At 34.7% G+C, this 20,368-nt stretch carries 21 protein-coding genes; 6 read left to right on the plus strand and 15 right to left on the minus strand.

Features of this window, described 5'->3' with window-relative positions; translation table 11 throughout:
- The first annotated feature begins 380 nt into the window (after positions 1-380).
- A complete protein-coding gene (locus ICJ83_RS09765) occupies positions 381-971 on the plus strand; it encodes a c-type cytochrome (protein WP_188230194.1) in 591 nt (196 codons plus the stop codon).
- A gap of 65 nt (positions 972-1,036) precedes the next feature.
- Here ICJ83_RS09765 and ICJ83_RS09770 read toward each other — a convergent pair whose 3' ends face one another.
- The 11 genes from ICJ83_RS09770 to ICJ83_RS09820 all read right to left on the minus strand — a co-directional run bounded on the left by ICJ83_RS09770 (position 1,037) and on the right by ICJ83_RS09820 (position 12,992).
- Positions 1,037-2,896 (minus strand): DUF7619 domain-containing protein, encoded by a 1,860-nt coding sequence (locus ICJ83_RS09770; RefSeq protein ID WP_188230195.1) that lies wholly within the window; start codon positions 2,894-2,896, stop codon positions 1,037-1,039.
- Positions 2,897-2,931: 35 nt separating this feature from the next.
- Positions 2,932-4,344, minus strand: a complete 1,413-nt coding sequence (locus ICJ83_RS09775; RefSeq protein ID WP_188230196.1) for a T9SS type A sorting domain-containing protein — start codon at positions 4,342-4,344, stop codon at positions 2,932-2,934.
- A gap of 33 nt (positions 4,345-4,377) precedes the next feature.
- Entirely contained in the window at positions 4,378-5,037 is a 660-nt protein-coding gene (locus ICJ83_RS09780) for a hypothetical protein (RefSeq protein WP_188230197.1), read from the minus strand.
- 43 nt (positions 5,038-5,080) lie between these two features.
- Positions 5,081-6,406, minus strand: a complete 1,326-nt coding sequence (locus ICJ83_RS09785) for a hypothetical protein (protein ID WP_188230198.1) — start codon at positions 6,404-6,406, stop codon at positions 5,081-5,083.
- Between the two features lie 33 nt (positions 6,407-6,439).
- Positions 6,440-6,679: a hypothetical protein gene (locus ICJ83_RS09790; RefSeq protein ID WP_188230199.1), complete on the minus strand. Its 240-nt coding sequence runs from the start codon at positions 6,677-6,679 to the stop codon at positions 6,440-6,442.
- A 151-nt stretch (positions 6,680-6,830) separates the two neighbouring features.
- On the minus strand, positions 6,831-8,138 hold the full coding sequence (gene nqrF / locus ICJ83_RS09795; protein ID WP_188230299.1) for an NADH:ubiquinone reductase (Na(+)-transporting) subunit F: 1,308 nt from the start codon (positions 8,136-8,138) through the stop codon (positions 6,831-6,833).
- 4 nt (positions 8,139-8,142) lie between these two features.
- Positions 8,143-8,886 (minus strand): NADH:ubiquinone reductase (Na(+)-transporting) subunit E, encoded by a 744-nt coding sequence (gene nqrE, locus ICJ83_RS09800; RefSeq protein ID WP_188230200.1) that lies wholly within the window; start codon positions 8,884-8,886, stop codon positions 8,143-8,145.
- 41 nt (positions 8,887-8,927) lie between these two features.
- The gene (locus ICJ83_RS09805) at positions 8,928-9,575 is read right to left on the minus strand and encodes an NADH:ubiquinone reductase (Na(+)-transporting) subunit D (RefSeq protein ID WP_188230201.1); all 648 of its coding nucleotides are present in this window, start codon (positions 9,573-9,575) and stop codon (positions 8,928-8,930) included.
- A gap of 4 nt (positions 9,576-9,579) precedes the next feature.
- The gene (locus ICJ83_RS09810; RefSeq protein ID WP_188230202.1) at positions 9,580-10,332 is read right to left on the minus strand and encodes a Na(+)-translocating NADH-quinone reductase subunit C; all 753 of its coding nucleotides are present in this window, start codon (positions 10,330-10,332) and stop codon (positions 9,580-9,582) included.
- A 2-nt stretch (positions 10,333-10,334) separates the two neighbouring features.
- A complete protein-coding gene (locus ICJ83_RS09815) occupies positions 10,335-11,561 on the minus strand; it encodes an NADH:ubiquinone reductase (Na(+)-transporting) subunit B (protein ID WP_188230203.1) in 1,227 nt (408 codons plus the stop codon).
- Positions 11,562-11,636: 75 nt separating this feature from the next.
- The gene (locus ICJ83_RS09820; protein ID WP_188230204.1) at positions 11,637-12,992 is read right to left on the minus strand and encodes a Na(+)-translocating NADH-quinone reductase subunit A; all 1,356 of its coding nucleotides are present in this window, start codon (positions 12,990-12,992) and stop codon (positions 11,637-11,639) included.
- A 171-nt stretch (positions 12,993-13,163) separates the two neighbouring features.
- Between ICJ83_RS09820 and ICJ83_RS09825 the strand changes: the two genes are divergently transcribed.
- From ICJ83_RS09825 to ICJ83_RS09835, 3 genes are all read left to right on the plus strand, one after another.
- Positions 13,164-14,414 carry a type IX secretion system plug protein gene (locus ICJ83_RS09825; RefSeq protein ID WP_188230205.1) on the plus strand — a complete coding sequence of 417 codons (1,251 nt, stop codon included), beginning with the start codon at positions 13,164-13,166 and terminating at the stop codon, positions 14,412-14,414.
- A gap of 107 nt (positions 14,415-14,521) precedes the next feature.
- Positions 14,522-14,908, plus strand: coding sequence for a Co2+/Mg2+ efflux protein ApaG (gene apaG, locus ICJ83_RS09830; RefSeq protein ID WP_188230206.1), 387 nt, complete (start codon positions 14,522-14,524; stop codon positions 14,906-14,908).
- A gap of 18 nt (positions 14,909-14,926) precedes the next feature.
- Positions 14,927-15,139, plus strand: a complete 213-nt coding sequence (locus ICJ83_RS09835; RefSeq protein WP_188230207.1) for a putative signal transducing protein — start codon at positions 14,927-14,929, stop codon at positions 15,137-15,139.
- A gap of 7 nt (positions 15,140-15,146) precedes the next feature.
- Here the strand turns inward: ICJ83_RS09835 and ICJ83_RS09840 are convergent, their stop codons facing one another.
- Genes ICJ83_RS09840 through ICJ83_RS09845 form a run of 3 tightly spaced genes read right to left on the minus strand, consistent with a single transcriptional unit; the run spans position 15,147 to position 16,859 of the window.
- A complete protein-coding gene (locus ICJ83_RS09840) occupies positions 15,147-15,896 on the minus strand; it encodes a DUF6695 family protein (protein ID WP_223154685.1) in 750 nt (249 codons plus the stop codon).
- A complete protein-coding gene (locus ICJ83_RS17160; protein WP_223154687.1) occupies positions 15,893-16,141 on the minus strand; it encodes a DUF6695 family protein in 249 nt (82 codons plus the stop codon). Before ICJ83_RS17160 ends, ICJ83_RS09840 begins: the two co-directional genes overlap by 4 nt.
- Positions 16,131-16,859, minus strand: a complete 729-nt coding sequence (locus tag ICJ83_RS09845) for an NRDE family protein (protein WP_188230208.1) — start codon at positions 16,857-16,859, stop codon at positions 16,131-16,133. Before ICJ83_RS09845 ends, ICJ83_RS17160 begins: the two co-directional genes overlap by 11 nt.
- 147 nt (positions 16,860-17,006) lie before the next feature.
- On the opposite strand from ICJ83_RS09845, the gene pruA reads away from it, so the two are divergent.
- Positions 17,007-18,635, plus strand: a complete 1,629-nt coding sequence (gene pruA / locus ICJ83_RS09850) for an L-glutamate gamma-semialdehyde dehydrogenase (protein WP_188230209.1) — start codon at positions 17,007-17,009, stop codon at positions 18,633-18,635.
- A 129-nt stretch (positions 18,636-18,764) separates the two neighbouring features.
- Positions 18,765-19,724: a tetratricopeptide repeat protein gene (locus ICJ83_RS09855; protein WP_188230210.1), complete on the plus strand. Its 960-nt coding sequence runs from the start codon at positions 18,765-18,767 to the stop codon at positions 19,722-19,724.
- A gap of 2 nt (positions 19,725-19,726) precedes the next feature.
- On the opposite strand, the gene rsmG is transcribed toward ICJ83_RS09855, so the two are convergent.
- The gene (gene rsmG / locus ICJ83_RS09860) at positions 19,727-20,356 is read right to left on the minus strand and encodes a 16S rRNA (guanine(527)-N(7))-methyltransferase RsmG (protein ID WP_188230211.1); all 630 of its coding nucleotides are present in this window, start codon (positions 20,354-20,356) and stop codon (positions 19,727-19,729) included.
- Positions 20,357-20,368: the final 12 nt, after the last annotated feature.

The following is a 20,368-nucleotide window of genomic DNA, read 5'->3' on the forward strand; positions in this document are numbered from 1 at the left end:
ATTCCCAATATCAATTATGTCTAAATACCGTTTCAGATTCCAGGTGTCCTGAAGATCTTTCCTGTGTCTGGACTGGAAATGGCGAAGTTGCGTTAATATTAAAAAATAAAAATGAACAAACTCCTTTCACTTTAAATACGCACACAAACTTTCAGCAAGACACAATTATTAAAGGTTTTAAATTTGAATTAATTAATTTATATCCATATCCAAAAAGTAATACCCAAACATCACTAAACGACTATGTGTTAGAAATAAAAATAACCAAGGAGTAATAGATCTTTAGAATTTAACGCCAAACACTTGTTATTCAATAATTACCATTACTTATAATGTTTTCATATATTTAAGTTCCCTAACGAATTACTAACCAATTTTTTATGAAAACAAACAACTTAATTTTATCTGTCGTATGCAGCTCTATTCTCCTTGCCTGCATTTCTAAAGACAAAAAAGAAACAACAGAAATTTACGAACCCACCATCGTAAAAGATGTCACCATCGATCCAGTAAAACGAGGCGAGCATTTAGTTAACGCGATTGGATGTCATGATTGCCACACACCTAAAAAATTCACTGAAAATGGCATGGAATTAGATTTAGACCGACTTTTGTCTGGACACCCCGCTGATGAAGTACTTCCTCCATATGACGAAACCACTGCCAAATCGTATTTATTATTTAATATGGGCTTAACGGCAGCAACAGGACCATGGGGTACATCATTTGGCGCTAATTTAACACCACATGCAACGGGAATTGGTTCGTGGAATGAAGCCCAGTTTTTAACAGCTATTAAAAAAGGGCTATACAAAGGCATGGAAGGCAGCAGACCACTTTTACCGCCCATGCCTTGGCAATCCTATAAAAATTTACCTGACGATGATTTAAAGGCTATTTTTGCATATTTGAAAACGATAAAACCTATTGAAAATTTAGTACCTGCCAATATTCCTCCGAAGATGAATTAATTTAATTCTAATCCATAAAAAAAGCCAACTCAATTGAGTTGGCTTTTTGTTCCAATAATGTAAACTTAATTTATTTTTAAAAATTTAATAGGTTTCCGATTTGAAATTTTTAAAACATAAAAACCATGACTTAAATCTTGAACATCAATTTCATTGTTGAAAACATACCCCGATTTTATTGGTTTACCTAATAAGTCTGAAACAAAATATTTCGTTTGATTTATGCTTTTGCCTTTTAAATGGATTTGGTTTTTAACAGGGTTTGGATAGATATATAAGCCAGAATAGTCAGCATCTAAAATATTCATCGTTGTTTCAATTTGCGTTGAAGCCGTATTGGTAACAATGGGCAAATTATAATCGAAAAATATACTAGCTTTGGCCTCAATAATATCGCCCGTTGTAAAGCTTGATAACGGTTTCGCTTTATAAAGCACCCAACCATGGCTGTTAGGTTCATCTGTAGTGCTATCGGCTAAATTTATATTATCGAAATTAAAATTAACCTGGTTTCCATTACTTATGGACGTTGAAAAATCGTGCGATGCATATAGAGGTTGAAACGTTGAGATGTCGATATGACTGTCCAAAACTGTTTCCACATTAATATTTATTGCTGAAGCTTTTCCTGTATTTTGAAAACGAAGTCTAAAATATAAATCTTCTGTCGCCTGACTAGCAGTTATATAAGGCCCTTGTAAGATGGCGGCATCGTTGGGATCGTAAGAGCCAATGGTCGTTTGATTTAATGTAAAGGTATTATTTGTTGGATTTGCATCGCCAGAAATTGGGTTTACTACAGCCGTAAATGCCAGATTTTCACCATTGTTTACCGTTGGCGGTGTGTTGATATTAAAATCGACATAAATTTGTCGCGACTCGAAGGGCTGTAAATTAGTATAATTCCAAGTTAAACTATTTGTGGATTGTGAATCTTGCGTTGGGTTGGCATTTAAAAAATTGACCTTGGAATTTTCGAATGACACATCTAAGCTCCCACTTATAGTTGTGTTTCCTAGATTACTATAAATGATTTTATAATAAGTATTAAAACCTGGTCGTGCGTCGGAAATTGGAATAATATATACATTTAAATCGTAACCTGAAATGGAAGAAGAAACGCAAAAATTTTGATTAGTCGTACTTTGATAAGCAGAAAAAATGTTGGCATAATTTACTGGTGTTGAAAATAAGCTATTTGATTGCATTTTTGTATCGACAGACTCCAATTCATTAAATGCAAAAAAATAATTTCCGTTATTATCGGTTTTGGCATAATATGTTTTCCCTGAAGGATTCAATGTAGACTTCAAAAAAATATTTGATAGGTAAATTGTTGATGACGCACAGTTATCTGCATTAGTATTATAAGACACTTTACCAGATAAAGTATTCACAGTTGAATTTTTTGTTATCCATAAATTCTCAAACCAAAAGTTTTCTTCTGAAATTGGTTGTCCTGCCAAAACTCCTAAAACACCAGAATATTCAATATAATATGAGCCGGAGGTATTTACTAAAATTATATCGGTTTCTCTACACCTTCCTCCTAGACAGTCTAAATCTAAATTTTTAACAATATTTCCATCTTCATCTTTTAAATTGGCTGAAATTAATGGAGGTGCATCCCATTCACCCATCAAAACATCAAAGTAAGTATGGGTATATTCCATTGTATAATTATAAACTTCCGTGGATAATAATGTGAAAACATCAGATTTAACCGTAAATGTTGCATCAACATTTGAAGTATTTAACAAATAAAACAACCCAGCCATACTAGTCTCACTATTCAAACTAACATTACCCGTTACAGACCAACTTTGATTAATATTGTCAAAAAATCCATTAGGTGGTGTTTGAGCCTTAAAAGTATTAATAACCAAAAGCATAATAAACCCTGAAAAAAGTAATTTTGTTTTCATAATATGTGCGTTAAAAATTAAAAATGTTTTTGCTATTAATTTTTAATAAACTTTAGGGTTTTTGTTCTGTTTCCTTGAATAATCTTAATTAAGTACATGCCCTTTTGATATCGCGAAATGTCAATAGAATTACCTTTGGAATAAGTACCATTACTTATTATTTTCCCATGTATATCGTATATTTCATAGTTAAAATCCATTTCATAAACTCCTGAAACATTAATTGAAGACGATGATGGATTTGGATATAATCGAAGACTATAATCGTTGGTTTTCACTGCCACATCTTCTACCGACAACAAATAAAAATCAACACATAAACAATCCTCCTGCAAAAAATAATAGAACTTATTTTCACAGGGCGTATAACTTATGGCAATGGGGCAATTATTATCAAAATAATCGACTATTCTTGTTACAACCCAATCACATGCCAAAGGCGCATTATCTACCGTTTCATCGTTTAAGCCAAATTGATTTGTTAAACCTACTCTATTGATATTTGGAAATATTCCTGAAGTGACACCTCCATTATTTTCATGAAAGTAGACGCGCCCTCCATTACCCATAGTACTACTGTATAGTGGATCAGAAATTAAGACATCGTTATCGCCATCGCAGTCAACATCGTAAATTTCTGGCACTGGGTAACTACCGCTATTTCCAAGCAGGAATATATTACTAATAAAAGAGTTTCCAGGATTATAAATTTGTGGTGAAGCCAATGAAAAATATGGTGAGGTCCCTCCTGTATTTTCAAAATAAGCAACGCCATGAAACCATCCTTGACTTAATAATATATCTGGAAGGTTATCGTTATTTAAATCACCAATATCGAAAAACCAATCGACTGGTGGATAATCTACACCCGAAGTCATTAAAACGGTAGTTGCTGTCGCAGGAAACACGCCCGAACCATTATTTTGATAATAACTAATTCTGTATACCGCAGCACCGGCATCATATTCATGTAAAATAAGGTCGTTTACGCCATCGCCGTTCCAGTCGTATAATCTGTAAGATTCCGTTGAATTGAGAATATTAAGAGATACTCCCGTACTCGGATAGTTAGGAATCATTCCTGCACCAGCCGAATTTATTAAAACATTTAATTTTCCAAAGCGATCCGCGTAAAGTATATCGATATCGCCATCATTATCAATATCGCCATATTCTTTATCGCTTACTCCTCTATTAACCTTTAATTCATCTTCTACCGATAAGGGAAATAAATCTGGTGCAGCTTCCTTATAAGGACTAAAATTCAGCCCCAAACAAATGGGATTATAAATATTAACCTCCGTCATATTTGTAGGTCTTATTATTTTATCTCCTGCATCGCAATTAACCAAATAGGCACTATTTACAATTTTACTATTATGAGACATTATTTGATTAATTGGCATAACGCCTTCAAAAATTATCTCTGTAGATTCACCTATAAGCAATGGGTTTAAATTCTCGTAAAAAATGGTTCTCGTTCAATTAGAACTGGAACTATTTCCGGTCGAAACTGTATTGCAATTAAAATTAGCCTGAGATGTTGTTGAAGATGGGGTGTTATTTAGAAAAGACACATTAAAATCTGGGGCACTTCTGTTAATCACGTTAACAAACGAAAAGTCACTTCCTCGATTTAATGTTGTTGGAAAATACACATCGTTAACATCTGGCAATTCATCTATAACCTGATATTGAAGAACATCCTTATTACCTAGGTTGGTTACAGATATTTTATAAAAAACTCCATCGTCGCATTGCGGTCTAAAGGTTACTATGCTACTAAAACTTAATAAATCTGTAGAAACTTCTTTAGTAAACTTTAAAACAGACGACTCTTTTATATTTACCTTAGCTTTTTCGGTTGTTAAAGTGTTGGTTCCGTTATCACTTAAAGTAGCGGCATTATCTATATTTCCCGGTGGTGTAAAGGCCTTTACTTTAACTTTAATAATTACACAATAACTTGGAGCCACAGGATTTAAACAACCGTAATCGACACCAAACGTATTACAAGTTTGATTTAGGCTTACATTGTTCCATGTTAAAGTTTGTCCGCTTTGAGTAAAATTAGTCCCTATTGGCATATTACTGAAAACCACTGATAAAAATTCGTATTTAGCATCTAGCACATCTACCAATTGACCATTAAAATTTAAACTACCGTTATTTTGAATACATAATTCAAATTCTAATTCGTCTGTAGGTGTTAATTAAATCGGTAACAAAAGGATCGTTCGTATTTGCCTTTCTTACACGTTTTAATGCGCATAATTTAACTTGAGGATCTTCAATAGTAAAATCTATGCAACTGTCTTGACTTAATATTTCATTTACATTATTAGGTGTATCTATAATTGCGCCATCTAAATGCGCACAATTACTAACAATAGCTCCTGTTGTTAATGCTGAATCTATAATAAAATCAATAGTGATTTGAACTGTATCATTGGGGTATAATAAGGTGTTCGAATCGGCTTTTAACAATACCGTATTGGTAGTAGCGCTTGACCAAACACTTGGAGTGCCTCCAAAACCAATATCCAAGGGAAACGTTGTTGCGAGGCCACCGTTAAAACTAATATCGAAATCTGTACTGGTCGAAGCGCTATTTATTGACCCAAAAACACTTACATATTTCGGAATTATTTCGCTTGGCAATTGATCGGTTATTTCTACAAGTGAAATGGGTCTATTATCATTATTACTAAATGAAATCACATATTTACCTAAACACCCAGGAACGGGGTTAAAAACCTCTACACTTTTTTCTAATACGGAACTTAAATTAGCTCCGGGCAAATTGTCGATTGCAATAACATTTGCGGTATCATTACTTAAATTTGTTTGAGGAGTTTCTCCCAAAGGTGTTCCATTTAATTCTACCGTATTCGGTATTACCTGTCCATTGGTAAGAGCACATCCACTATAATCAACTTGGATAACAAATTCTGCATACTCATAAGGAATATTTCCATTTAAATCATTATTAAGAACAATGGTATTTGTACTTGAATTAAGTACACCTGGACCACTTAAAAGTGTCACTGAGGCACAGGGTAATGCTATTTCAGAAATACTTACATTGGTCAAGTTTAGCATTCCAAAAATTGCCCCTTCATAAAGAACATCCTTAGTAATTCTAATTTTATAATTTGCTACGCCACCACTGGTCGAAATATAATAGTTACCGTCGCTACCAAATACGGCTGGGAAAAGTGGTTCCTTTGTTATTTTACCCCAAGGGTTTATGGCTGAAGCCACGCTAGTTAAACCCGTATCTGAGCAAAAATTTTCAATGCTGGAATTACCTCCACCATAACTTGCACAAATGTTATTAGTTACAGAAAAACCATTTGGCGTAACACCCGCACAAAACCGAACTGTAATAGTAAACGACCCAGATTTTACATTACTAGGTATATTAAAAACAACGGTAGGTAAACTACTAGTATCTATTAAACCCGAAATGTTGTTAGGGTTAGAAACTACATTCCCAGAGAAATCCAAAAATGAAGGATCTGCAACAATATCGGTAGCAGATTAACAAAGCCCATTTGGAAGAACATCTGTAATCATTAAGGTTTTACTCTGATTTAAATTTTGAAAGTCAATACTATAATTAAAAGGTTCTCCTGTTTCTATGGATGAAACCTGCACCGTAGACTTATTTATTATAGCCTCACTAGTACTATTATTTATTGTAATGGTTTGACAGTAGCTTTCAGAAAAAAAACCAATAAATAGAATAGAGAAAAAGATTTGAAGGTAATTTGATTTCATAAAAATAATATTTCTAATAAAGGTCTTCTAATACCTCATTTAAAAGAATATTAATTTTATTAATGGAATGATTGAATCTATAACCTGTATAATTGAATCCATAAAAAAAGCCAACTCAATTGAGTTGGCTTTTTTTATATTAAGGTTTTGATTATCCTCCGAAGTCATCAAATCTGATGTTTTCATCAGGGATACCAAAATCTTCTCCCATTTTTTGTACCGCTTTATTCATTAACGGTGGTCCACAGAAGTATAATTCAATATCCTCAGGCGTATCGTGTTTACTTAGGTAGTTATCAATTACACAATTATGAATGAACCCTACAAAACCATCACCTGGAGAATCGATATCTTCTTTTACTTTCCAGTTATCTTCTGGTAAAGGCTCAGAAAGCGCTAAGAAGAAACGGAAATTAGGGAATTCCTTTTCTAATTGATAGAAGTGATCCAGGTAGAATAATTCTCGTTTAGAACGACCTCCGTACCAATAGGTAACTTTACGTCCAGTTTTTAACGTTTTAAACAAGTGATATAAGTGTGAACGCATTGGTGCCATACCAGCTCCACCACCAACATAAAGCATTTCTGCTTCAGATTCGTTGATAAAGAATTCACCGTAAGGACCAGAAATCACAACTTTATCTCCTGGTTTTCTCGAGAAAATATAAGACGACGCTACTCCTGGGTTTACGTCCATCCATCCATTTTTATTTCTATCCCATGGCGGCGTAGCAATACGCACATTTAGCATGATATCGCGACCTTCGGCAGGGTAAGACGCCATAGAGTAAGCACGCTCTACAGTTTCGTCATTTTTCATAACTAATGGCCATAACCCAAATTTATCCCATTCTGCCTGAAATTTGTCTGGAGTTTCATGCTCCTCAGGATGCGCTGTAATATCAATATCAGAATATTTAATCTCACACTGTGGAATTTCGATTTGAATATACCCACCTGCTTTGTAATTCATATCCTCAGGAATACGTACTACAAACTCTTTAATAAATGAAGCCACGTTGTAGTTACGCACCACTTCCGCTTCCCATTTTTTAATACCAAATACCTCTTCCGGTATAGTGATATCCATATCTTGTTTTACCTTAACCTGACATGCCAAACGTGCTCCATGTTGTAACTCCTTACGGGTAAAGTGAGGAGTTTCGGTTGGAAGTGCTTCACCTCCACCAGCATTCACGTGACATTCACATTGAATACAAGTTCCACCACCACCACATGCTGATGGTAAAAATATTTTTTGATTTCCTAAAGTAGATAATAAACTACCTCCTGAAGCAACTTCGATTTCCTTTTCGCCATTAATAGTAATCTTTACCGGCCCAGAAGGCGATAACTTTTGTTTCACTACTAATAGTAAAGTCACCAATAAAAGCGTAATGACTAAGAACGCTGCTACCGTTGCTACTATTGTTCCTGTTGTACCTGCTGCTAATAAAATCATCTTAATTATTTGTATTGTTAGCTAACTCTTCTTTCGCTGTTTCTGCCGCGTTCAAGGCAACTTGGTCATTTGATCGTGTTTCCTCTTTAACTGAAGCTGTTTTTTCTTCTTTCTTAGCCTCATCATCTCCACCTGTTAACATACCACCAAAACTCATGAATCCAATGGCCATTAAACCCGTAATGATGAAGGTAATACCTAAACCACGTAAGGCTGGCGGCACATTTGAATATCTGATTTTTTCGCGTATCGCAGCAATAGCAAGAATGGCTAAGAACCATCCGATACCTGAACCAATACCGTAAACTGTCGCTAAACCTATAGTTGGGATTTCACGGGATTGCATAAATAACGAACCTCCTAAAATAGCACAGTTTACCGCAATAAGAGGTAAGAAAATACCAAGTGAGTTGTATAAGGATGGTGAGAACTTCTCAACCACGATTTCAACTAATTGTACCATGGTTGCGATGGTAGCAATAAACAGGATAAATGATAAGAAACTTAAATCGTAAGCGGCATAGTCTTCACCTAACCATTTTAATGCTCCTGGTTGTAATATATACTGATCCAGTAACCAGTTAACCGGCACTGTAACAGCAAGTACAAAGATAACCGCAGCACCAAGTCCAACAGCTGTTGATACTTTTTTAGATACTGCAAGGTAAGAACACATTCCTAAGAAAGTGGCAAATACCATGTTATCTATAAATATTGATTTTAAAAATAATTCTAAATGTTCCATTTTTTTTCAATTATGAATTCTGAATTCTGAATTCTGAATTATTAATGATCTTCTATTAATGCTTTGTTTCTAGAACGTTGCACCCAAATAATGATTCCAACAACAATTAATGCCATTGGAGATAATAACATAAAACCGTTATTTTCATACCCTATAGCGTATAACCCTGTTTTTTCAATTGGATCGCCTAAAACCTTAAAGCCTAGTAAAGTTCCTGAACCTAACAACTCTCTAAAGAATCCTACGATTACTAAAATTAAACCATAACCAGCAGCATTACCAATACCATCTAAAAAGGATTTCCATGGGCCATTTCCTAAAGCAAACGCCTCAAAACGTCCCATAATAATACAGTTTGTAATAATTAAACCTACGAATACCGATAAGGTTTTACTTAACTCATATGAGAATGCTTTTAATACTTGATCTACTATAATTACTAAAGCTGCAACAACAACCAACTGAACTATAATTCTAATTTTTGAAGGAATGATGTTTCTCATTAAAGAAATAACAACATTTCCAATACCTAATACAGCCATAACAGAAATAGCCATTACAATTGATGCCTTTAACTGCGCTGTAATTGCTAAAGCTGAACAAATACCTAATACCTGAATAGTAATCGGGTTATTATCTGCTAATGGGTCTGTAATTAACTTTGCGTCTTTTTTTGATAAAAGTCCCATACGATTATTTAGTTTTTAAATTATCAAAATAAGGTTTATAAAGCTTTAAATCGCTTTTAATCATTGCTGAAACCCCATTACCTGTAATTGTTGCTCCGGCAATAGCATCAACCTCATTATCTGTTTTATCCTCATTTGTTGGATCGGCATTTCCTTTAGCTACATCAACACCTTTAAAGTTTCCGTTAGCATCTAAAAGGTGCTCTCCAATAAAATCGTCCATAAAGAAACGCTCTTTAATATTCGCTCCTAAACCAGGTGTTTCACCTTTATGGTCAAAATAAGCTCCTTGAATTACCATGTCTTCATTAACTGAAACATAGCCCCAAATCGCATCCCAAAGACCTTTACCATAAATTGGAATTACGTAATATGTTTGTCCGTCCTTTTCCCCAATAAATAACGGTAAGTTACGTTTTGAAGGGTCGCCACCTGCTGCAGCCTTATCCTTTTTAAGATCGATTAAATAGGCTTGATCATCTTCTGAAACATTGCCATCTTTAATCACCTCTTGTTTAGTAATATATTTTGAAAACAATTCTGATGCTTCTGAAGTTGCAACAAAGTTTGCACTTCCCTCATCATTATTGTTTACTCCCATCGCGTACAAAATATTTTGTTGCTTTTCTATACGCATGTTTTCTGAAATTTTCGGTTTTAAAGAAGAAGCTGTAAATGCTAATAAGGCTCCTACCACTACTACCATCGCTATCGCAAATAGAATAGTATATGAATTTTTGTCTGTTCTATTTTCCATCGTTATGCAACTTTAGCTTTTAAACGTTTCATTCTTTTCTTCACATTACCTTGAATCACGTAGTGATCGATGGTTGGAGCAAACACATTCATTAATAAAATGGCTAACATCACACCTTCTGGGTAAGCCGGGTTAAATACACGAATTAAAATAGATATAAAACCTACTAAAAATCCGTAAATCCATTTTCCTTTATTGGTTTGTGAAGCTGTAACCGGATCGGTGGCCATAAATACCGTACCAAAAGCAAAACCACCAATCATTAAGTGGTGCCAAAACGGCGTGTTCATCAATCCGTAAAATTTACTACCTTCTCCAATTATACCTGCATCGGCAACCTGGTTAAAGATTAATCCCATGACAATGGCTCCTAAAGCTGATGACAACATAATTCTCCAGCTACCAATTTTTGTAAAGATTAAAAACAGTCCGCCTAAGAGAATTAATAACGTTGAAGTTTCGCCAACCGACCCAGGAATAAATCCTAAAAACATATCAGCCGTTGAATACGCAAAATCTTTTCCTTGTGCCAGACTTCCTAGAATTGTTTCGCCAGATATAGCATCTAAATTTGCTCCAGCTGCAATTTCGTTAGCGCGCTCTACAGCACCTTCAACCCATACTTTATCTCCAGACATCCAAGTTGGATACGCGAAGAATAAAAAAGCTCTAATTGTTAAGGCTGGATTAAGAATATTCATCCCTGTACCTCCAAATACTTCTTTACCTATAACAACACCAAAAGCAACAGCTACAGCTAACATCCAAAGTGGAATATCAACAGGAACAATTAAAGGTACTAACATACCGGTAACAAGATATCCCTCTTCTACTTCGTGCTTTTTAATGATTGCGAATAAGAATTCAATTCCTAAACCTACACCATAAGACACAATAACTAACGGAAGAATTTTCCAGAAACCTATTGAAAAGTTAGCTAAAGTCCAGAATTCCGAACTAAAGAAACCTCCAGAAACCGCATCGATAGCACCTGTGGCTAAATGATGCTGGTACCCTGCGTTAAACATTCCGAAAATTAAACATGGTACCATCGCCATAATTACGGTGTTCATGGTACGCTTTAAATCGTCGGCCACCTTAATGTGGGTACCTCCGTGGGTAGTCTCATCAGGCAAGTATAAAAAAGTATGAAGCGCATTGAATGCCGGAGCATACTTACTGCTTCTAAACTTTCTTTTTAAAACATGTAATTTATTTTTTAAACTCATTTTTTATAGTTTTCATTCTTTATTAAGAAAAATGAATAAGATTTTATTTTTCGTTTTGACTTACAAACCGATTAATTATCCAATCTCTTTTAGCATTAAGTCTAAACCTTCTCTAATAATTTTTTGATGCGGTTGTTTTGAAACACAAACAAATTCTGTTAATGCAAAATCTTCAGGAGCTACTTCATACATTCCTAAAGCTTCCATTTCATCTAAATCTTTATACATACAAGCTTTTAAAACTTGTAATGGATAAATATCTAAAGGAAAGACCTCTTCGTAACCACCTGTTACCACAAATGCACGATGCTCACCGTTTGTATTGGTATTTAAATCGTAAACTTTTTTAGGGTTTAACCAAGAGAATGTTAATGCTCTTGAAGTCGATATTTTATTAAACACGGGCTTATTCCATCCGAATAATTCATAATCATCGCCTTCTGGAATTACGGTTATTACATTGCTGTAATAATCAAGAGCCCCATCTGGTTTTATATGTTTTCCACTTAAAACGTTTCCTGATATAATACGAGGATGTGCTCCCTGAGCAACACCTTTATCGTAAATCATAGTAGCTACTTCGCTACCTATTTTAGTTTTAAAGTAACGTGGTTTTTCAATTTCAGAACCTGCTAAAGCAACTATGCGCTCAGCATTAAATTTACCTGTCAATAATAATTCACCGATAATAACGAGGTCTTGTGCGTTTACTGTCCAAACAACTTCCCCTTTATTTACAGGATCAACTTTGTTTATTAACGTTCCAACATTTCCTACTGGGTGCGGTCCAGACACTTTATGAAGTGTCACTCCTGTTAATCCAGCTAATGGCGAATTGGAATTAGCGCCTACCGACACGTGAATTTTACCACTAGTTAATTTACCTAGCGCATTAATAGCAGCCTGCAATTCAGTTTCTTTTCCTTTTAAAGTAAAATCCAAATCCGCTGCTAATGGTGCACTGGCGTAACCAGAAATAAAAATCGCCTTTGGTGTTTTAGACGGATTTGCAACCACATCGTAAGGACGCTGCTTAATGAACGGCCAACAACCTGAAGCTAAAAAATGCGCCTTAACCGCATCGGGTTGAGCCGCATCTATATCAAACTTACCGTTGTCTTGATACACTTGTTCGCTGTCTACTTCTATTTTAACAGCATCTACTCTACGTTTCGGTCCACGAACCACCTCGACTACAGTACCAGAAACAGGAGACACAAATTTTACAGCCTCATTCGATTTATCGTAAAAAATCGTTTCACCTGCTTTTAATTTGGTTCCTTCTCTAGCTATAAGTTTTGGAATTACGCTGTGGAAATCTTCGGGTCTAACGGTGCAAAATTTACTGATAACTGCTTGCTCTACAGTTTTTTCAGCTTCACCTTTTAAGTTAATATTCAGACCTTTTTTAATCTTAATGTCGTTTGACATACGCTATATAATTGAATTTTGTTGTCTAAAAAGCGACGCAAATTTACTGAATTTCTTTAGGAATAAAATACAATGTCTTGGCATAGTTTGTTATTTGTACAGATTCTAAATAACGAAATATTGCTCAGGCATGAAAATTGTATATATTTACAGAAATATTAGCGTAATTCAATGAAAATTAATAGCTGGCTCGTTTTACATATTTTCCTTTTTTCCTTTCTTGGATTCTCTCAAGTTGAAGAAACAAATCCGCCAGATTACATCAAAACCATCAATTTTAAAGGCAATACTCCCGAAACACAATTACCCATATTACGGCTTGGCGAACATCTCATTTTAGAATTTGACGCCCTAAATGGCCTAGAGGAAGATTATTATTACAAAATTGACCATTATAATTACGATTGGACACCTTCGGTTTTATTAAAATCTGAATACCTAACTGGATTTGACAATCAGCGTATTCGAGATTATGAAAACTCGTATAATACCTATCAAATTTATTCCCACTACAAGCTTAGTATTCCCAATCAATTCACTAAAGAAATAAAACTTTCTGGTAATTATATACTTTCCATATTTAACAGCTATAATGAGCTCATATTTTCAAGGAAATTTATGGTTTACGAAGAACAATCTGGGGTTGGCGTAAGCATTAAACGCTCAAGATCCATCGAGCATTTAGATGAAAAACAGCGTGTAGACATTGTTATAAACCCAAACGGATCAGCATTTAACAACCCCATGCAAACCGTTAAGGTTATGATTGTTCAAAACAACAATTTAAATACTGCTATTTTAGGACTAAAGCCACTTTACACCATTGGAAAACAACTCATATATAAATACGACACCGAAACCAGTTTCTGGGGAGGCAATGAGTTTTTGTATTTTGAAAACAAGGATGTCAGGGGGGCAAATACAGGAGTGCAGCGAATAGATTTAAAAGATGTTTACCACAATTACTTGTTTACAAACATTCCAAGATACAACAGGCCTTACACGTACAATCCTGACATTAACGGCAATTACGTAATTACCAATATAGATGCAGAAAACCCTAGTATTGAAGCTGATTATGTATGGATACATTTTTCGCTCGTCGCAGACGACAATTACAGAAACAAAAACATACATGTATATGGCAACTTTAACAATTACGTTATTGAGGATAACACACAATTAATTTACGACGAGAGCCGCGACATATTTTCCACTTCTTTATTACTAAAACAGGGGTTTTATAATTATAAATATGTTGTTGTAAACAGTAATAACACCATCGATCATGGGGCTGTAAGTGGTAATTTTTATCAAACTGAAAACAACTACAAAGTAATCGTTTATTATCGTGATTTGGGCGCTCGATATGATAAGATTATTGGTGTAGGCGAAGGAAGCTCAGTTAATATTTCTAACTAATCCTTACAGTTAAACTACTTTTTTTCATACAACGTGTAAAATATTGTATTTAACAACTATTATTTCTTATTTTAGCATTAAAACAATACTTTATCATCTTTTTATCAATGGTTCACTTAGTTACAAGAGGCATAAAAATATCGGTAGAAACAACCTACGAAGGATCTTTTTACCGAGACTATAAAATTCAATATGCTTTTGGCTATACTGTAACGATAGAAAACCAAAGTCAAGATGCTGTTCAGCTAAATTCCAGACATTGGGAAATTTACGATGCCTTAAATAATATTGAAATCGTAAACGGCGAAGGTGTTATAGGCAAAACCCCAATTATTCAACCTGGAGAATCGCACACCTATAATTCCGGTTGTTTATTGTCATCCCCTTTTGGCGCTATGAAAGGGTTTTACAACATGCTAAATTTCACAACATCACGCATTTTTAAAGTGACCATCCCTACCTTTAAATTAGAAGCACCATTTGCGATAAATTAAATCTAAAACCCTAAAAACATGAAGTTTATCACTATAAAAAAATCTCATTTTGAAACCGATTTACTTATTCTTAAAGGTAGATTAGAATCAGAAGGCATTGTTTGCTTTTTAAAAAATCAATACACGACTCAAACTATGAACTACATGCCCACCTTCGAGGTTGAACTACAAGTTTTAGAAAAAGATTTAGAGCAAGTTCAAAACCTCATATTGGAAATAGAAAATAATTAACAAATGATTAGTGCACTCTTTCGAATCTGAAAAGTTCTCCTTTCTGTTTAACATGAAAGAATTTACAATTTGAATAATGCACAAATTCAAAATATTCATCATAATTAAATTCTGGATTTTCACTTTTAAATACAGCATCAACATCAATTTTCCCATAAGGCGAAATACGTCTGAATTTAAAATGAAAAGGATGCTCCAAATCATGTAACTCAAACCAGGCTCCCGCAGCTATACCCGACAACCACTGGGCTTTTTCATGAACACCACGAACTGGTTTAGGATGTAAAGTTCCAGTAAAACTTGGATTAAAATTAGGCAATCGATCTAAAAAACAGCGAACATTTTCACTAAATTGAGAGCCTTTAAACCGGTAAACAACACCTTGCTCCGTAACTTCAAACACCTGATTTTCTGTATCGGCTAAAAGCACATTACCGACTGTACTCGGCGTAAACCACTTCGATCGAACTAATCGTCGCTTTATTTTATAGTTCGTCACCGAATTTATCAAAGTATCAGTTACAAACCGGGCACAATTACAAGCATCTTTTATAAAAGCAGCATATCTTATAAATTCTTTCTTTTGCATTTTGGTAATATGATGTCTTGCGCTTATGTAATCTATAGCAGTACAAACCGACGCCACCAATTTACCATCGCCATGGGTTAATTTGGGGTGCGTTCCTAAAAATTTCAATATATCATGTAAATTAAGAATCTTATCATTCTCAATAACCGCCTTTAATGGAAAATTCAATCGTTATCTGTATCACGTCCCCGAACACGACCAGTAGGTTCGGGTGTTATGTACCTACCAAAATCGTGATATTCTAAAATGCCTGTTGACTTATTAATTAAAACTAAAGCGGCATGACCTGCTCTTAAGTAATTTTTTCTTCCGACACCAATAAATCGCAATAGCGGCGAAAACCATTCTTTAGAAACCATAACTATTGTTTCTGGATAGGCCAAAGTTAAAATGATACCTGTACTATTCTTCATCAACTGTTTGAGGAAGTTTAAAAGTTTGAAGATAACTGGCATTGTTTTGCAAGTTTTCGTAATACATTACAACCCCATGATTCAACTTTTCAATTTGAGTTATACTTGTTGTTTTTACAAAGCCACGGTTCATAACAACCCCATAATCTGATGAGTCATCTCCGCCAACTTTATGAAATTCTAAAATGCTTTTTGATGTTAATTCACTCTCTGAGACAAATGCATCAAACCACTTACAACGCTCCTTTTTCATAACATCGGTATATAAAGTTGTCGACGACCAAATGTGTTCTTTTAAAGGTAAAGATTTTAAATGCGATTCTACCCCATCCCAGACCAATTCATAAAACGATAAACCATCAGTCCAATCAACAATAATCATAGTAAACGGTTCAATATCGTTCAAATTATATTGCTTTATTTCTTCCTTAAAAAACTCAAAAGATAATACATCTAAAGCTACAATACCGCGACTAAGGCGATAACTGGTTTTTCGTTCATGCAAATCGAAACCACCATTTAAGACACATACAACTCTGTTAAATTCGCTAACTCCTACCCAAGTACCACCAGATTGTTTGTCCTTTGGAAATAGAAGTTTCGTGTTATTTTTTGAATAAATTTTTGGAGGAAATGAGATTCTTTCAGGAGCCTCATCTCTGTTTGAAGTTAAAACAAAATTATGTTCCCCGATGGGAACTAACGTTACTGTACACATGTAAATTATAGTCTGCTATCTATTTTGCAACTTACAAAATTCTACGAAATTTTAACAGGTTTTTGACAATTCCTTCACCAATAAACTCCTTTAAAAATCCTAAATTTGCAAGGAACATAAAACATACAAAACTAAAACACTCGTAATATGGGAAAAGGATTTTTCAACGTACCAGTTGCTGTTAACGAACCAGTTAAATCATATGCGCCGGGAACACCGGAACGCGATGCGGTATTAGCTGCATATAAAAACATGTATAATAGCACTGTTGACGTCCCGTTATACATAAATGGAGAATACGTAGAAACTGGAAACACCAGCACTATGTCGCCTCCTCACGATCACCAACACATTGTTGGAACGTATCACTTAGCGGAAAAATCTCATGTGGAAGATGCTATTTCTACTGCTTTAGAAGCAAGAAAAGAATGGGCTTTAATGCCATGGGAACAGCGTGCTGCCATCTTTTTAAAAGCAGCAGAACTTGTTGCTGGCCCATACCGTTATAAAATTAATGCTGCAACCATGATGGCGCAGTCTAAAAATATATTTCAAGCTGAAATTGACTCTGCTTGTGAACTTGTAGATTTTTTACGTTTTAACGTACAATACATGACTGAAATTTACAGTGAACAACCAAAGAGCACCAGCGATGCCTGGAACCGTGTTGAATACAGACCTCTTGAAGGGTTTACTTACGCTGTAACACCATTTAACTTTACAGCTATCGCTGGAAACTTACCAGCTTGTATGGCTTTAATGGGTAATGTGGTAGTATGGAAACCTAGTGACAGCCAAGTGTATTCGGCTAAAGTTATCATGGATATTTTTGAGGAAGCTGGTGTACCACCAGGAGTTATTAACGTTGTTTTTGGAGATCCGGTAATGATTTCAGACACTGTATTATCACACCCAGATTTCTCAGGGCTTCATTTTACAGGTTCTACATTTGTATTTAAAGAACTTTGGAAGCAAATTGGTAATAACATTCACAATTATAAAACATACCCAAGAATTGTAGGAGAGACAGGTGGTAAAGATTTTATCATGGCTCACAAATCGGCAAACCCGAAGCAAGTTTCTACAGCCATAATTCGTGGCGCGTTCGAATTCCAAGGGCAAAAATGTAGCGCAGCTTCAAGAGCCTACATCCCTTCTAATATATGGGACGAAGTTAAATCTTTAATTATCGAAGATGTGAAATCATTTAGCATGGGATCACCAGAAGACATGAGTAACTTTATTACTGCTGTTATTCATGAAGGTTCTTTTGATAAATTAGCGAAATATATCGATCAGGCAAAAGCCGATGCCGATGCTGAAATCATTATTGGTGGTGGTTATGATAAAAGTAAAGGTTACTTTGTTGAACCTACTGTTATTGTTACAACAAACCCGAATTATGTAACGATGGAAACCGAATTATTCGGCCCTGTTATCACCATTTATGTTTACGATGCAGAAAAATACTCTGAAACTTTAAAACTTGTTGACGCTACAAGTGAATATGCTTTAACTGGAGCTATTCTTTCGAAAGACAGATATGCTATTACTGAAGCAACAACTGCTTTACAAAACTGTGCTGGTAACTTCTATATAAATGATAAGTGTACAGGTGCCGTGGTAGGTCAACAACCTTTTGGTGGTGCGCGTGCCTCAGGAACCAACGATAAAGCTGGTAGCCCACAAAACTTATTACGCTGGGTGTCGCCACGTTTAATAAAAGAAACATTTGTAACACCAACAGATTACAGATATCCATTTTTAGGAGAATAAAATTTTTCCATTATGATTATAAAATAAAGCTCATCGAAATGATGAGCTTTATTTTTTCTATTAAAAATTAATTATCTTTCAACAAACTTTTTAAACATAAAAAGGCATATTTTTTGATAATACATTTTTATGAAAAAAACACTTTTAACCCTAATTTGCATTTCCTTAACCTTGTCATGCTTTAGTCAAGCTGGCAGACTTATACGTGAAGCCAGTAGAACAACTAATCTAGAAGAACGAATTAAACTTTACAGCGAAGCTATTGCTTTAGAGCCTGATAATTTAGACGCTTATTTCCTTCGAGGTCTAGCAAAAAATGATCTTGGTGATTTTCATGGCGCCATTATCGACTATTCGAAAATCATTTTATCTAAACCCGACCCAGATACTTATTTTAATCGCGGAAATTCTCGATACGCTTTAAATGATTACTTTGGAGCAGAACAAGATTATGAGAAAGCCTTCGAAATGGACTCCAATTTTATCGATGCATTATACAGCTTAGGATGTGCTCAATACGAATTAGAAAAATACGAAGAAGCTATAAAAACGTTTTCTAAAGTTATTAGAGCGATTCCATTAGATACAGAAGCCTATTACCGTCGTGCAGACAGCTTTAAAGCACTTAAAAATTATCCCGCAGCTTTAAATGATTATTCATTAGCAGTTAAAATCGACCAAACCTCATTAGCATACTACAATAGAGGTGTATTTTTGATGAGTATTAATTATTATAAAGATGCATTAAGTGATTTTAAAGTAGCTTTAAGACGAGACAAAACAAACACTTTAGCTTATTTTTTTAAGGGGACTGCCAATTTATTATTAGGAGAACACATGACTGCTTTAGAGGATTATAATACTGCTATTACGTTCGACTCAAAAGATTTTGACGCGTTGATTGGGTTATCCATAACATACTATAAACTGAATGATTATGAACAAGCTGAATTATTCTTTGAAAAAGCGAAAACAATTTTAGCACCTAACCAAACCGCAACTGAAATCACTCCATTTGAGGACACCTATTGGTACACGAATCAATATTATTATTTTAAACAAATGTTTGAAAAACTAAACAAACTTTAATGTTAGCCTTTATATTTTATTGGTAAATGCACCACTTTTTTAGTTTCAAAAAAGTCTTCTGCGTAATAATCGCTTAAATTATAGATTGTAGCTGTTTTGTAATCCTGAAGTTCATCGGTTAAGTCGCCACCTTTTAAATATAAAATTCCATTTTTTAAATTGTGGTTTTGTGTTTTTGCGATTTTTCCTTTAATCCAATGCACGAAAGTTGGCATAGCAGCTACTGCCCTGCTAACGATAAAATCGTATGTTTCATCTATTTCTTCAACACGACTATGGGTTGTTTTCACATTGGTAAGTCCTAAACCCTCCACAACCTCATTTACAACCTTAAGCTTTTTTGCTATACTATCGACCAAATGAAACGAACACTCGGGATAAAGAATAGCCAAAGGAATTCCCGGAAAGCCCCCTCCTGTACCTACATCCATAATTTTACTTCCATCTTTAAACCCGATCACTTTAGCAATACCTAACGAGTGTAATACATGTCGTAAGTACAATTCATCTATATCTTTTCTAGACACAACATTGATCTTTAAATTCCAGTCCTGATATAAACTTTCAAGTAATTTAAATTTATCAATTTGATCTTGGGTTAAGTTTGGGAAGTATTTAAGTATAAGTTCCATTCGTGTTAAATT

The organism is Aestuariibaculum sediminum, from assembly GCF_014596945.1.
Lineage (GTDB): Bacteria > Bacteroidota > Bacteroidia > Flavobacteriales > Flavobacteriaceae > Aestuariibaculum > Aestuariibaculum sediminum.